At 62.9% G+C, this 13,512-nt stretch carries 12 protein-coding genes and 1 riboswitch; of the genes, 6 read left to right on the top strand and 6 right to left on the bottom strand.

Annotated features, from left to right (window positions below):
* The 4 genes from FQ668_RS15125 to FQ668_RS15105 all read left to right on the top strand — a co-directional run bounded on the left by FQ668_RS15125 (position 1) and on the right by FQ668_RS15105 (position 3,303).
* The gene (locus FQ668_RS15125; protein WP_019438628.1) at positions 1-444 is read left to right on the top strand and encodes a heme-binding protein; all 444 of its coding nucleotides are present in this window, start codon (positions 1-3) and stop codon (positions 442-444) included.
* Positions 445-670: 226 nt separating this feature from the next.
* Positions 671-1,276: a transcriptional regulator gene (locus FQ668_RS15115; RefSeq protein ID WP_019438629.1), complete on the top strand. Its 606-nt coding sequence runs from the start codon at positions 671-673 to the stop codon at positions 1,274-1,276.
* A 93-nt stretch (positions 1,277-1,369) separates the two neighbouring features.
* Complete coding sequence (locus tag FQ668_RS15110) at positions 1,370-2,359, top strand: threonine/serine dehydratase (RefSeq protein ID WP_014590986.1); 990 nt, start codon at positions 1,370-1,372, stop codon at positions 2,357-2,359.
* Complete coding sequence (locus FQ668_RS15105; RefSeq protein WP_019438630.1) at positions 2,356-3,303, top strand: ornithine cyclodeaminase family protein; 948 nt, start codon at positions 2,356-2,358, stop codon at positions 3,301-3,303. Before FQ668_RS15110 ends, FQ668_RS15105 begins: the two co-directional genes overlap by 4 nt.
* A 13-nt stretch (positions 3,304-3,316) precedes the next feature.
* Here FQ668_RS15105 and codA read toward each other — a convergent pair whose 3' ends face one another.
* The 5 genes from codA to FQ668_RS15080 form a co-directional block, all read right to left on the bottom strand.
* Positions 3,317-4,558: a cytosine deaminase gene (codA, locus tag FQ668_RS15100; RefSeq protein WP_014590988.1), complete on the bottom strand. Its 1,242-nt coding sequence runs from the start codon at positions 4,556-4,558 to the stop codon at positions 3,317-3,319.
* A gap of 4 nt (positions 4,559-4,562) precedes the next feature.
* Entirely contained in the window at positions 4,563-5,780 is a 1,218-nt protein-coding gene (locus tag FQ668_RS15095) for a PucR family transcriptional regulator (protein WP_019438631.1), read from the bottom strand.
* On the bottom strand, positions 5,777-7,042 hold the full coding sequence (gene codB, locus FQ668_RS15090; RefSeq protein WP_014590990.1) for a cytosine permease: 1,266 nt from the start codon (positions 7,040-7,042) through the stop codon (positions 5,777-5,779). Before codB ends, FQ668_RS15095 begins: the two co-directional genes overlap by 4 nt.
* A gap of 229 nt (positions 7,043-7,271) precedes the next feature.
* Positions 7,272-7,937, bottom strand: a complete 666-nt coding sequence (gene tenA / locus FQ668_RS15085) for a thiaminase II (RefSeq protein ID WP_019438632.1) — start codon at positions 7,935-7,937, stop codon at positions 7,272-7,274.
* Positions 7,934-8,581 (bottom strand): TenA family protein, encoded by a 648-nt coding sequence (locus FQ668_RS15080; RefSeq protein ID WP_014590992.1) that lies wholly within the window; start codon positions 8,579-8,581, stop codon positions 7,934-7,936. The genes tenA and FQ668_RS15080 overlap by 4 nt, the downstream gene beginning before the upstream one ends.
* 78 nt (positions 8,582-8,659) lie before the next feature.
* Positions 8,660-8,774: riboswitch (TPP riboswitch) on the bottom strand.
* 244 nt (positions 8,775-9,018) lie between these two features.
* On the opposite strand from FQ668_RS15080, the gene FQ668_RS15075 reads away from it, so the two are divergent.
* Positions 9,019-11,334 carry a bifunctional diguanylate cyclase/phosphodiesterase gene (locus tag FQ668_RS15075; RefSeq protein ID WP_014590993.1) on the top strand — a complete coding sequence of 772 codons (2,316 nt, stop codon included), beginning with the start codon at positions 9,019-9,021 and terminating at the stop codon, positions 11,332-11,334.
* Between the two features lie 60 nt (positions 11,335-11,394).
* Positions 11,395-12,375 (top strand): site-specific integrase, encoded by a 981-nt coding sequence (locus tag FQ668_RS15070; protein ID WP_014590994.1) that lies wholly within the window; start codon positions 11,395-11,397, stop codon positions 12,373-12,375.
* Here the strand turns inward: FQ668_RS15070 and FQ668_RS29010 are convergent.
* Positions 12,365-13,474: an SMP-30/gluconolactonase/LRE family protein gene (locus tag FQ668_RS29010; protein WP_230678110.1), complete on the bottom strand. Its 1,110-nt coding sequence runs from the start codon at positions 13,472-13,474 to the stop codon at positions 12,365-12,367. The genes FQ668_RS15070 and FQ668_RS29010 overlap by 11 nt on opposite strands.
* Between the last annotated feature and the right edge of the window lie 38 nt (positions 13,475-13,512).

Here is a 13,512-nt window from a genome sequence, read left to right as displayed (position 1 = left end):
ATGACAACGCTCAACTTCGAACTGGCAGTGCAACTGGCCGTCGCGACCCTGCACCAGGCACGCGCTTTGAACCTGAAGCCTATGGCCGCAGCGGTGCTCGACAGCGCCGGCCACCCGTTGGCGGTGCTGCGCGATGAGCAGGCCAGCTACCTGCGCCCGCAGATCGCCACCGGCAAGGCCCGCGGCTGCCTGGGCCTGGGCTTCGGCGGCCGGGAACTGGCGCGCCGCGCCCAGACCATGCCGGTGTTCTTCGATGCCATCAACAGCCTCACCGGTGGCGAGGTGATTCCGGTCGCCGGCGGCGTTCTTCTGCGCGATGCAGAAGGCCGCTTGCTGGGCGCGATCGGCGTCAGTGGAGATACCTCGGACAACGATGAGCGGTGCGCGCTGCTGGCCATCGAAGCGCTCGGGCTGATCGGCGACAGCGGCGATCTTCAGCTCTGAGCCAACGCCTTGGTCTGTTCCACCAGCAAGTGGCGGAGCCAGGCCAAGGCGAGGTCGCTCCCCTGCCGCGGATGCCACTGGAGGACCTGGGATGCTGCTGACGCAGTAATGGCCGAGGCGAGCGGCTCGCAGCCAGGCCTTGATCCTGACCCGGTAAAGCTCCGTCTTGTGCCCAGGATTCTCCAGGGCCACCATAGGCATTCTTCAACAGACCATTGGCTAATGCATGACACTGGAAAATTACCAGGCAATCGCTGAAAGCATTGCCCTGCTGCTGTACCCCCACGCGGAAGTCGTCATTCATGAGATACGCGGCCAGACAATCGTTCATATCGCCAATAATTTCTCACATCGCAAGCTCGGCGATGATTCGGCACTCGGTTCAGAACTGGGTGACCTTTTGAAGGGTACCAACCTTGGTCCCTACGAGAAGCTGAACTGGAACGGTCAGAAGGTCCGCTCGATCAGCACTGTGCTGCACAATCCGCAAGGCGAAGCCGAGTATCTGATGTGCATCAATCTGAACGTGTCGGTGCTGGAACAGGCGCGTGTGGCATTGGATGCGTTTTTCCAGATGAGCCGGCTGGAGCCGCAACCGGATGCGTTGTTCCGCAACGATTGGCAGGAGCGCATCAACACCTTCCTGCAAGCGTGGCTGCAAGCGCATAACCTGTCGCTGCAGACCTTGAAGATGAAAGACAAACGCAACCTCGTACTGGCCTTACACGCCGAGGGTGCATTTGAGGGGCGCAGCGGCGCCGATTACGTTGCCAACGTCCTCAATATGGGGCGGGCCACTGTGTACAAATACCTGAAGGAAGTCAGGGCCTAGCAGGTATTGCCTGGCTGTAGGCACACGCCCTTGCTGTTTGTGGAATATTATTCTATGGTGGACAAATTATCCACGAGCCTGCAAGGACCCGTCATGCCAGCCACCCCGTCCGTTGATGCCCAGTACCTTGATACACTGTACCAAAACATTCAGGACGCCCATGTGGCGCTCCGCCCGGCCGTCAGCATTACCCCGCTCTTGCACAGCCCTCGTTTGTCGGCACTGACCGGCTGTGAAGTGCTGCTCAAATGCGAACACCTGCAGCACACCGGTTCATTCAAGTTTCGCGGTGCCAGCAACAAGATGCGCCTACTGCCGGCCGAGGCGCGCAAGCAGGGGGTGATAGCCGCCTCTTCCGGTAACCATGGGCAGGCCCTGGCCCTGGCCGGCAAGATGGCTGGCGTGCCCGTGAAGGTCTACACCACCACGGGCGCATCGGCATACAAAACAGAGGCAATGCGCGCGCTGGGCGCCGAAGTGGTCTGCCTGCCCACCGACCCGCTGAGTGCAGAGCTGGAAGCAGCCAGGCAAGCCAAGGTCCACGGCGTACCCTTCGTGTCCCCCTACAACGACCTGCAAGTCATTGCCGGCCAGGGCACCATAGGCATGGAGTTGTTCGAGCAGGCGCCAGACCTGGACGCGGTGTTCGTCGCCGTGGGCGGTGGCGGGATGATTTCCGGCATCGGCGCCGCCCTGCGCGTACTCAAGCCGGGCACTGAGATCATCGGCTGCTGGCCGGCGAATGACCCAACCCTGCAGCAATCACTCAAGGCCGGTGAAATCATCGAAGTGGATGCCAGCGAAACGCTGTCGGATGGCACGGCAGGTGGCGTCGAGCCAGGCTCCATCACCTTCCCGCTTTGCCAGGCGCTGCTCACCGATACGGTGCTGGTCAGCGAGGACGAAATCCGCTGCGCCATGCGCGACATCGCCAGCAGTGAGCGCTGGATCATCGAAGGCGCTGCAGCGGTTGCGGTCGCCGGCATGCAAAAGCTCGCAGAACGCTATCAGGGCAAGCGTGTCGCGGTGATCCTGTGTGGCCGTAACATCCTGCTGGAAAAGTTCCTCGAGGCCGTTCAATGAAGGTCTTCAGCAAGGCGCAGATCATCGCCCGCTTCAACCCAGAGCTGGCGGTAAGCCAGCTGGAGGAAGGCTTTATCGCCTACTCCGAAGGCAAGGTGCAGGTGCCGCCCGTGCAGGGCTTCGCTTTCAAGGGCGCGAACGGTGACTGTTGCGTGAAGTCGGCCTACATCGAAGGCAGCCCGACCTTCACCGTCAAGCTTTCGACCGGCTTCTACGACAACCCGTCCAAAGGCCTGCCGAGCAATGATGGCCTGATGCTTGTGTTGTCTGCACACACCGGTCAGCCGCTGGCACTGCTGCAGGACCAAGGCTGGCTGACTGCCATGCGCACCGCGTTGGCCGGGCGTATCGCCGCCCGGCTGCTGGCGCCGGCCAAGGTCAAGGCCATTGGCATCCTCGGCACCGGCATGCAGGCACAGATGCAGCTTGAGCAGCTTCGCGCGGTAACCGATTGCCGCCAGGTGATTGTCTGGGGCCGGCATGAACGCGGGCTTGCGGCCTATACCGCATTTGCCCGCGAACTGGGCTTCGGGGTTCACAGCACGCAGGATGCTGCCGAGGTTGCGGGCGCTGCAAACCTGATCGTCTGCACCACGCCTTCTCGCCAGGCGCTGTTGCACAGCGATTGGGTCCAGCCGGGTACGCATATCACCGCCGTCGGTGCCGATGCGCCCGGCAAGCAGGAACTGCACCCGGCACTGGTGGCAAGGGCGGACCGCATCATCGTCGACTCCATCGCCCAGTGCAGCCAGTACGGCGAAGTGGCCCATGCCCTCGGCAGTGGCCGGATCGATGCTCACCAGCTGATCGAGCTGGGTTCGCTGCTGGCTGGCCGTGCCAAGGGGCGTGAGCACGACAGCCAGATTACCTTGGCGGACCTGACCGGTGTGGCAGTGCAGGATGCACAAGTCGCAAGCCACGCCTTGGCCGCCCTGTGCACCTGAGGCGACCACAGCGTCAGCGCAAACGTTGCACCTGCGCTGGCGTGCGCTGCATCAGCACCTTGCCATTGCGTACCGACACCAACGCGTGCCCCTGGCTGCGCACCATCTCGTAATCATCCGGCGCCGACAGCAGCAACAGGTTCGCCGGCCGCCCCACCTCGATGCCATAGCGCTCGCCCAGGTTCAGGGTGCGGGCGCTGTTGTCGGTAATCAGGTCCAGGCAGCGCTGCAGGTCTTCATAGCCGAGCATGTGACAGATGTGCAGGCCGGCTTCGAGAATGCGCAGGATATTGCCATTACCCAGTGGGTACCACGGGTCGACGATGGAGTCCTGGCCGAAGCACACGTTCATGCCGGCGCGGTCGATTTCGGCCACGCGGGTAACGCCACGACGTTTCGGGTAGTTGTCGAAGCGCCCTTGCAGGTGAATGCTCTCGGTCGGGCACGACACGAAGTTGATGCCCGACAGCTTGAGCAGGCGGAACAGCTTGTAGCAATACGCATTGTCATACGAGCCCATGGCCACGGTGTGGCTGGCCGTGACCCGGGCCCCCATGCCGCGTACCCGCGCTTCTTCGGCCAACACTTCGAGGAAGCGTGATTGCGGGTCGTCGGTCTCATCGCAGTGCACGTCCACCAGGCAGCCGGTACGCTCGGCCAGGTCCATCAGGAACTTCACCGACGATACCCCCTGGTCGCGGGTATTTTCGAAATGCGGAATGCCGCCGACGACGTCGGCGCCAATCGCCACGGCTTCAGTCATCAGCGCCCGGCCGTTGGCGTACGACTCGATGCCCTCCTGCGGGAAGGCGACAATCTGCAGGTCGATCAGCTCACGCACTTCGTCACGTACCTCGACCATGGCCTTGAGCGCGGTGAGTTTCGGGTCGGTCACATCAACATGGGTGCGCACATGCTGGATACCGTGGTCCACCAGCATGCCGATGGTTTTTTTCGCACGGGTCTTGATGTCGTCGTGGGTGGTAATTTCCTTGCGCTCCGACCAGCGCTCAATGCCTTCGAACAACGTGCCGCTCATGTTCCACTTCGGCTCACCAGCGGTCAGCGTGGCATCAAGATGAATGTGCGGCTCGACAAAGGGCGCGACCACCAGGTTTTGCCCGGCGTCCAGGTCATTGACCGTAGCGGGCGCCACGACGTCGGTCTGGGGCACGATGGCGGCAATGCGCTCGCCGTTCAGTTCGACGCGGAACAGGCCAGGCTTGCCGCGCAGGCGTGCGTTGATGATGTTCATGCTGTTACTCCTTGCCGTGGGCTTCGCTCATGCGCCATACCAGCATGGCGACCGAAGCATTCATGCGAAAAAGCGGGTCGTCCAGCGACTGCCCGCTCAGTTGTTCGATGCGTTGGATGCGCTGATTGATCGTGTTGCGGTGCAACCCCAAACGCTGTGCGGCCTTGAGCCCGTTGCCATTTTCCATGAGCAAGGCGTCGAGGGTATGCACCAAAGCATGGGCGTGTTTGCGGCCAGGGGCGATCAGCGGACCCAGGGTGCGGCTGACGAAATCGTCAACCAGCGAGCGGTCGACAATACCTTGCAGCAGGCGCAACACGCCGAGCTCGCTGAAGTTGCAATAGCCGCTGGCCGGGCGCAGATGCTGCGCCACATCCAGCGCCTGGCGTGCCTCGTTGAGGGCCTGGCGATAGTGCGCGCAATCGTCAGCGAGGCTCGACAAGCCCATGTAAAGGCCCAGTTCATCTGTGGCGGCCTGCAACTGCCGGTACAGCGCGCCCAACGTCTCGGGTAAGTCGTGTGTATCGGCCAGCAGCACCACGAACAGGTCGCCCGGCAACTGCGCCGTCACACTGCCGGGTCGCTGGCGGCACCAGGCTTCGAGCTGGTCTTCCAGGGCCTGCCGGGTGGCCTGCCAGGTACGCTCGCCGTGCGCCAGCCCGTGGCGCTCGAACAAGGCGTCCACGCCCGTCAGGCGCAACGCCAGCAGGCGCCGCGGTTTATCCAACGCCAGTTGCAGGTGTGCTGCCCGCTGCCGGGCAATTGCCAGGCTCGGGTAGTCGCCTGTGAGCAGTTGGCCAAGGATGTCGTTGCGCGAGCGGCGTACCTGGCTCATCTGCACCAGTGCAGTGCCGATCAGGTGGGTGACCACCACCATCTTCAGTGCGTAGGGCTGTTCGATCAGCGGCAAGCCCAGTTGATCGGCGCGCGCGATAACGGGCGCCGGGATGCTCTGGATGAAACTGCCGCCGGTGAGAATCACCATGCCGGCAATGCCCACGGCGTCGCCATCCTCCACCAGGCTCAGCAGGTTGGCTTCGCCGCGCGGGTGGTTGATGCCGGTGACGAATACCAGTTCACCGCCCATCACCCATTCGGCGATACCCTCGTTCTCCACCACGTAAGGCCAGCGTACCCGCCGTTGCAGGTTGCGCGCTCCGGCCCGCACATGCATCTCGTGCAAGCCGGGCAACTGCAGGATCTCGTCCAGCGCCAGGCTCACGGTTCGACGCCCGCCTGGCCGGGAGCCCGGCGGCGTGCGCCCAGCTCCAGAATGACGATGTAGCACACTGCCGAGGCGGCGATGCCCACCAGCGGCGCGACCCACGGTGAGGCATAGGCCAGTACAGCGCCCACGGCATAGGCAAACAGCCCGGTGAGGTTGTAGCGTGGCAGGTTTGCCGTCCCCAGTGCCGGGTATTTGCCGCGGTGGCGATACCAGAAGTCAGCCATGATCACCCCACCCACCGGCGGAATGATCGACCCCAGCAGCACCAGGAACGGGATCAGCATTTCGTACATGCCACCCATCGCCAGCACAATGCCAACCCCGGCCGCCACCAGCGTTGCCGTGCGCCGGCGCTCGCTGCGCAACAAGTGGCAGGCTGCGGCCGACACGTTGTAGATGGTCGGACCCTGAATGGTCCAAAGGTTCAGGCACAACATCACAACGGCTGCGAACGACAGGCCCTGCAGCATCATCACGTCGACGATATCGGCCTGCTGATACACCATCGCGCACCACGCCCCGGCCACCACCATCAGGCCGTTGCCAAGGAGGAATGCCACCACGCTGGCGATCACCGCTACCCGGCCACTGCGTGCCAGCCGTGTCCAGTTGGTGGCCTGGGTGGCGCCACTGGCGAAGGTGCCGAAGACCATGGTCACTGCCGCCGAAAAGGTCATGGTTTCATGCGGGACGACTGCAGCCAGGCCGGCAAAGCCACCGGCATCACGGGTGGCGATGTACATGGACACCAACAGCAGCACGAACATCAATGGCACCGACACCCGCGACAACAGGTCCAGCCCCTTGAACCCGATGATGGCCGTAATGCTGAAACCCAGCCCGAACAGCACCATCAATGGCATGCCGAAGCCATCCGCCAGCCCCAGCAGCTTGACCAGCACGATGGCCACCGTGGCCGTACCCCAGGCATACCAGCCCAGTTCGGCAAAACCCAGCAGAAAGTCCGAGAGCCGGCTACCCGCTTCACCGAAACAGAAGCGCCCCATCAACACGGTATTAAGCCCGCTGCGCGAGGCAATGAAAGCCAGCACTGCGGCATACAAGGCCAGCAGGCTGTTGCCGAGGGTAGCCACCCACAGCATGTCGACAAAACTGAATGCCATGCCCAGCTTGCCGCCGGCGAACATCGTGCCGGTAAAGAAGGTAAAGCTGAACAAGACCATCGCGATCGGCAGCAGGCCCTTGCGGGCGGACTGGGGGGCTTCGCTGAGGGGAAATTCGCTGGGTGAGCTCATTGCACGGGGGCTCCGGGTTTGTAGTTGGGAGCAGAAAGAGCAATATGCGGGCCGCTTTTTCCTGCGCCGCCACCCGGAAGAAATCGGGCTGTTCGCCCAAAAATCCATATGCACTGTGCACATTAAAGCTGCGATCTGACGATCTGGAGTGTGCGGGACGACTTATTTTGAGGCGCCCATGCACCAAAGCGGGCCTGGGCTGGGTAGTAATCACCCAGCCCACGGCGGTTTACGCGGTCCCGTCCAACCCCATTTGCCAGAAATCAGCCTCCAGGTTGGAGGCCTGGCCAAAAATGCCTGCCAGTTCGGCGAACCGCTGCTCGGTCATGCTGCGCGCTGCCAGTTCGTCCAGGTGCTTGCGCGCTGCTGCGGCCACCCCTTGGTAGCCCTCCCCGGCATACTCGCCAATCCACTCGCGGTAGGGGTGATTGCTCAAGTCGCCAATGCGCTCGGCAAGGGTCCGGCCGATTTCGGCATAGCCGATCACGCAAGGTGCCAGTGCCACATGCAGCTCCAGCAGGTCGCCGGCTGCGCCGCAGTCCAGCACATAACGGGTGTATGCCACCGTGGCCTGATGCTCTGGTGCGGCCTCGATGTCTGCCTGGGTCAAGCCCCAGCGCGCGCACAGGCGCAAGTGCAGCTCGGTTTCATCCAGGATCGCCGACAGCCCGGCCTGCGCCGCACGAATGTCTGCCGGGCGACGGCTTTTGTAGGCGGCCAACGCCCAGGCGCGGGCGAACTGGATCAGGAACAGGTAATCCTGCACAAGGTAGGTCCGGAACGCTTCCTCGCTCAGCGTGCCCTCGCCCATCTGCCGCACGAAGTCATGGTCTACGTAGTTGTTCCATTGTGGTGTGGCAGCGGCCTTGAGGCGCTCGAAGATATCCATGCTCATTTGCCCTCTGGGTACACTGCATCGAAGAAAGCCAGCTCCAGCGCCACCGTGCGCTGGTAGAAGTCACTTGCCAATGCGGCCTCGTGCGGGCCGACGCGGTCCAGTTCGGCCTGCAGGAAAGCGACGAATGCCTGGAATGCCGGGTTGTCATGCAGGGTAATCCACTCGGCATGGACGAAGTTGTCCGGCATCGGTTTCGGCGCGTTGAGCGCCCAATCCAGGTACAGGCCTTCGGCAACGTTCAGCACCGCCAGTGCCGCTGCATAGGAACGGGTGGCTGCCGCTTCGCGCATGATCGCCTTGAAACCAGCGGTAGGCGCGGTATCGGCCGGTTCAATGCGTTGCGCCGGGCTGACACCCAAGGCCTCGAAGGCACGCAGGAAGTAGGTGTTCTCGTCACTGCAGATCATCCCGGCAAAGCGGCCGAAGCGCAGGCGGGCTTCAAACGTGTCAGCGGTGGCGATGGCCGCGCCTAGCAGGGTCACGAAGCTGTCGAGGAAACGGTGGTCCTGAACCAGGTAGTCGACCATGATCGGGTCAGGCAGGCTGCCGTCGCACAATCGGGTCACGAAACGGTGGCCAACGGCCGCCGACCAGGTCGGCTCGTTCTGGCGGCGCAGGGACTGGCTGAAACGTTCGGTCATGTTGCTGTCCTTGATGAGGGTGACAGCGAGACCTTGAAAGTTGGCATGGACTGGCCTCGCAGTGAGGCCGGCAAAAAGGCAGGTTACAAGCCCCATCCCTTCGCCGGCATGATCCGGATCAGGTTCGAAGGGTCACCGCGCTGTAGCGTTCAGCGGTTTCTCAGCCCATTGCCGGGCTCCCCTTGGTAGCGCTCAGGTATACCCGAGGGCGCCGCGCCTGTCACTACTTCAACTACCCAACCTATGAGCGAGACTTAAGCCAATGCAGACATCCGCCATGAGCGACGCGGCCATTGCCAATCAATCCACCAACGGCGGTTTCAGCGGCGACGGCGCGCTGGAAGTGTGGCCCCTAAAGGCTATTGGCCACCAGTCATCAGGCTGTCATCTTATTGTCGTATTTTCCGAGCATTACCCAGGGTCGGGAACTATCAGCAGTGATTCGCCGTTCGCTTTCCTCCACCAGCCTTCTGCGACTGCTGATCCTGATGCTCTGTGCAGCGACCCTGGCGTTTCTCTGGGGGCTGCACGTCACCCAGAAAGCCGCCGCCCGACAGAATGCACTGTCGACCAAGGCCATCGAGCACCTGAACCTGGCCAGCATCGTGGGCGAAAGCCTGCGACAGCTTGTTGACCGCGCCCAGGCGGTGGGTCGTGTTACTCAGGACGACATGAAAGCGCGGCGCCAAGGCAACCTCAGCCTGGCAGCAGACACAGTGTTCAAGCGCTTGAGCCTGTACGACCGACAAGGCCGGCTGCTAGCGGCCAGCCATACCGATGAGGCCGCCGAGTTGCCGGCAGACTGGTTGCGCCAACTGCAGCGGCACATTGACCGCTACGGTTTCAAACCTTTCCTGCCGAGCATTCAGCCTGTCAGCCAAGACGCTGCCCCGCCCACTGGGCGCCTGCCCTTCCTGCTGCCGTTGACCAATTCGACCGGCCGGGAAATCGACAACCTTTTGGTGGTGCAATTGGACGTCGGCTACCTGGCGGTGCTGTTCCAGCCTATCGACCTGGGCAACAGTGGCCTGGTGTGTCTGCTGCAGGATGACGGCCTGGAGCGGCTGCGCATTGACAACAGCGGCGTGGTGACTGCGGGCGACCTATTGCAGCCACCGCTGCCGGCGCTAAACACCGAAGCAGGCATGCTGACCCAATACGTAGCGGGTGATGCCTACCAAAGCTTGTACCGCCATGTACCCGAGCACGGCTTCAGCGTGGTGGTCAGCCAGCGCCAGGCAGAAATCCTCGCACCCTCGACGCTGGCCTATTCCCGGCAGTTCTGGTTGAACCTGAGCATGACCCTGATGATCCTGGCCAGCCTGCTATGGACCTTGCGCCTGCTGCGCAAACGCCAGGAGGCATTCGACGCGCTGGAACATGCCCAGCAGGTCAATCAGCAACTGATCGTGCGCCTGGAGGATGAACACCGGCGCAGCAGCCACGCCGCCGCCACCGACCACCTCAGCGGCCTGCACAACCGCCGCCAGTTCGTTGAAGTGGCCAGCCAGGCGCTGACTCGGCAACGTGGCAAGCGCCGACTGATGGCGATCCTGTTCATCGACATGGACCGCTTCAAGTCGATCAACGATTCGCTCGGACACAAGATTGGTGACCTGCTGCTACAGGCTGTGGCCGGGCGTATCCAGCGCCTGCTGGAGCCCGGCGACGAGGCTTCGCGCTTTGGCGGCGACGAATTCGTGGTGCTGCTGGCCGGCGAGCGCAGCGAGGAACAGATCAACGCCTGGGTCCACGAACTGGTGCAGAAACTGTCGGCCGCGTACGCCCTGGATGGCCAAGAGGTCAACACCAGCCCCAGCGTAGGGGTGAGCATCTGCCCGCGTGATGGCCAGGACATCGACAGCCTGATACGCAGTGCCGATGCTGCCATGTACTCGGCCAAGCAGGCAGGACGCGCGCAGTATCGCTTTTTCGACCCCTCGCTGAACCTGGCCGATATCCAGGCTTTCACCCTTGAGCAAGCGTTCGGCAGTGCCTTGGCCGAACGTCAGTTCGTGCTGCACTACCAGCCACAGATGCGCCTGGACACCCACCAGGTGCAGGGCTACGAGGCGCTGGTGCGCTGGGACCACCCTGAGTTCGGCCTGCTGTACCCGGACCGCTTCATTGACCTGGCCGAGCGCAGTGGCTTTATTGTCGAGCTGGGTTGGGAAGTACTGCAGCTGGCCTGTGAAGCCTTGTCGAGCTGGGATGCCCAGGGCCGCAAGACACGGCTGGCCGTCAATGTCTCCGCCCTGCAGCTGCGTCAAGCCGACTTCGCTGACCGGCTGCTGAGCAAATTACAGCATCATGGCATCGCGCCCCAGCAGCTGGAGCTGGAAATTACCGAAACCACCATCCTCGACCCCGAAGGCACGGCGGTGACTCACTTGCATACGTTGCGCGGCGCAGGTTTGGGTATCAGTCTGGACGATTTTGGCCGTGGCTACGCCGGCTTTGCCCACCTGCATTCACTGCCCCTGAGCAAGCTGAAGATTGATCGTTCGCTGATCGCGGCGCTGTCCAACAGCCATGACGACAGCCCGATCGTGTCCTCCACCATCATCCTGGCCAAGCGCCTGGGCCTGGAAGTGGTGGCCGAGGGGGTGGAAACCCGTGAGCAGGTGGTGTACCTGAAGCTTGCCGGCTGCGATATCGCCCAGGGCTACCACTTCAGCCGGCCACTGTCGCTGCCGCAGCTGTGGGCTTACCCGCCCTTCAACGGTGTCGAGGACAAGGCATGCGTGTATTGAGCGCAACGACAGGCTTGCCGAGGACGTTGGGCAAGGACAGACAACGCATTTCGGTTTATCGTGTACCGATCACACACCGACACCCGCACCATGACCGATATCGAGCGCTACCTTCGCGCCGCCACCCGTGACAACACCCGGCGCAGCTACCAGGCCGCCATCGAGCACTTCGAAAGCCACTGGGGCGGCTTTCTCCCGGCCACCGCCGAAAGTATTGCTCGCTACCTGGCAGATCATGCCGACCAGCATGCAGTCAGCACCCTGCGTCAACGCCTGGCCGCGCTCAGCCAATGGCACGTCGCCCAAGGCTTCCCCGATCCGACCAAGGCGCCGTTGGTGCGTCAGGTGCTACGCGGCATCCGCACCCTGCACCCCACGCCACCCAAACAGGCCGCCCCGCTGTTGCTGCAACACCTGCAAACCGCTGTAGCGTGTTTTGAAGAAGAAGCCCGACAAGCCCGCGAGCACCATGATTTGGCAGCCCTGCGCCGGGCTCGCCGTGACAGCGCCTTGCTGTTGCTGGGTTTCTGGCGTGGTTTTCGCGGCGATGAGCTGGCACGCCTGCGCATCGAACACATCCAGGCGCAAGCCGGTGTCGGCATTACGCTTTTCCTGCCGCGCAGCAAGGGCGACCGCGAAGCCTTGGGCGTACAGCACCGCACCCCTGCCCTCAAGGCCTTGTGCCCTGTCACAGCCTACCTGCAATGGCTTGAAGTCGCCGGTATTGCCCATGGGCCGGTGTTCCGCAAACTCGACCGCTGGGGCAACCTTGGCGACAACGCGCTAAACAGCAACAGCCTGGTGGGCCTGCTGCGGCGCATGCTGGAACGCGCCGGGGTGCCGGCGGCACTGTATACCGGCCACTCGCTACGGCGTGGCTTCGCCACCTGGGCCACGGCCAATGGTTGGGAGCTGAAGTCGCTGATGAGCTATGTGGGCTGGAAAGACGCCAAGTCGGCGCTGCGCTACATCGACTCGGCACAGCGTTTTGGCGAACTGGCCGTGCTACCGGCCAGTCAGGTGCAACCGCTTATTCCTTGAAGCTGTGCCTGGCAACGCCGCCCGTTTCCGGGCGGATGGCATACAGGTCGCCAGCGTCCGGATAATGGTGCAGGTCTTCTGGCGTCATGTCGTAACGCGCGGTGCTGATGTACAAGGTGTTCATCCCGGGCCCGCCAAAGCAGCAGCTGGTGGGGCACGGTACTGGCATCAACACCTGGTCGGTCAGGTGCCCGTGGCGGTCGTAGCGCAGCAGGCAGCTGCCATGGTACTGGCACACCCACAGCCCGCCGTCGCGGTCCAGCGCCAGGCCATCCGGCCGGCCCAGTTCGGCGGGGGTTTCGGCAAACAGCGTAACAGCACCCAGCCGGCCTTCGATGAGGTACTCGGCGCGGTAGATCGCACGCGCCGCCGAATCGACGAAGTACACCGTGTGGCCGTCCTGAGACCAGGCAAGGCCGGTGGGCAAAGCCATGTCATCGTGGATCACCTGGTCGCTCAATTGCCAGTCAAAACGAAAAAGCGCCCCGGTACTGCCGCTGAGGGCCTCGTCCATCAGACCGGTGACGAAGCGTCCCTGCGGGTCGCAGGCGCCGTCGTTGAAGCGGTAAGTCGAGCGCGGATGCACTGATGCCGAATGCTGGCTCACCTTGCGTGCTGGCACATCGAAGATGGCCACGCTGGCATCCTCGGTGAAAATCAGGTTACCCCGGTCGGTCAGCGCCAAGGCGCCAATGCGCGCGGCCGACTCGTAAAGGCACTCGACTTCGCCATCGGGTGTCAGGCTGTTGATGCGCCCGCCAGAGATATCGACAAAATACAATACGCCGCTGCGCTCATCCCAGACCAGGCTTTCACCAAGATCCGCGCGCGTGTTGGCAACTTTGACTGGCACGTAATTGCATTCCTTGATGCGGTTCCAGCGCTCGGCCACCTGCGCCAGGTCGCTGGCCTGCACGCGGCCAAGGTCACGAGGGTAGCTGACGCCGCTGTTTTCGTTGAAGCGTGTGGCGGTGAACTGGCCGTTGCTGGCGCGCAAGATGTAACCCGTGTCATGGCACAGCGCACTGGCCAGGTAAAGCACGCCGGGCGTCACCCACTCGGGCTTCAGCTCTTCAGGTGGTTGGCTGATGCCCCACATGCGGGTTTTGGCCACCGGCGAAATGGCATTGACCAGAA

The organism is Pseudomonas sp. Kh14 (assembly GCF_900291005.1).
In the GTDB taxonomy this organism is placed as follows: Bacteria; Pseudomonadota; Gammaproteobacteria; order Pseudomonadales; family Pseudomonadaceae; genus Aquipseudomonas; species Aquipseudomonas alloputida.
Note: the sequence above shows the minus strand (reverse complement) of the source record. Positions and strands in the feature narration are given on the sequence as shown.

What these genes read in the sequence shown, in the direction of transcription:
- FQ668_RS15115 (WP_019438629.1), top strand. Translation starts at nt 671, where the DNA reads ATGACACTGGAAAATTACCAGGCAATCGCTGAAAGCATTGCCCTGCTG.
- FQ668_RS15080 (WP_014590992.1), bottom strand. Translation starts at nt 8,581, where the DNA reads ATGACCGAACGTTTCAGCCAGTCCCTGCGCCGCCAGAACGAGCCGACC.
- codA (WP_014590988.1), bottom strand. Translation starts at nt 4,558, where the DNA reads ATGAACATCATCAACGCACGCCTGCGCGGCAAGCCTGGCCTGTTCCGC.
- codB (WP_014590990.1), bottom strand. Translation starts at nt 7,042, where the DNA reads ATGAGCTCACCCAGCGAATTTCCCCTCAGCGAAGCCCCCCAGTCCGCC.
- FQ668_RS29010 (WP_230678110.1), bottom strand. Translation starts at nt 13,474, where the DNA reads ATGTGGGGCATCAGCCAACCACCTGAAGAGCTGAAGCCCGAGTGGGTG.
- FQ668_RS15125 (WP_019438628.1), top strand. Translation starts at nt 1, where the DNA reads ATGACAACGCTCAACTTCGAACTGGCAGTGCAACTGGCCGTCGCGACC.
- FQ668_RS15110 (WP_014590986.1), top strand. Translation starts at nt 1,370, where the DNA reads ATGCCAGCCACCCCGTCCGTTGATGCCCAGTACCTTGATACACTGTAC.
- FQ668_RS15105 (WP_019438630.1), top strand. Translation starts at nt 2,356, where the DNA reads ATGAAGGTCTTCAGCAAGGCGCAGATCATCGCCCGCTTCAACCCAGAG.
- tenA (WP_019438632.1), bottom strand. Translation starts at nt 7,937, where the DNA reads ATGAGCATGGATATCTTCGAGCGCCTCAAGGCCGCTGCCACACCACAA.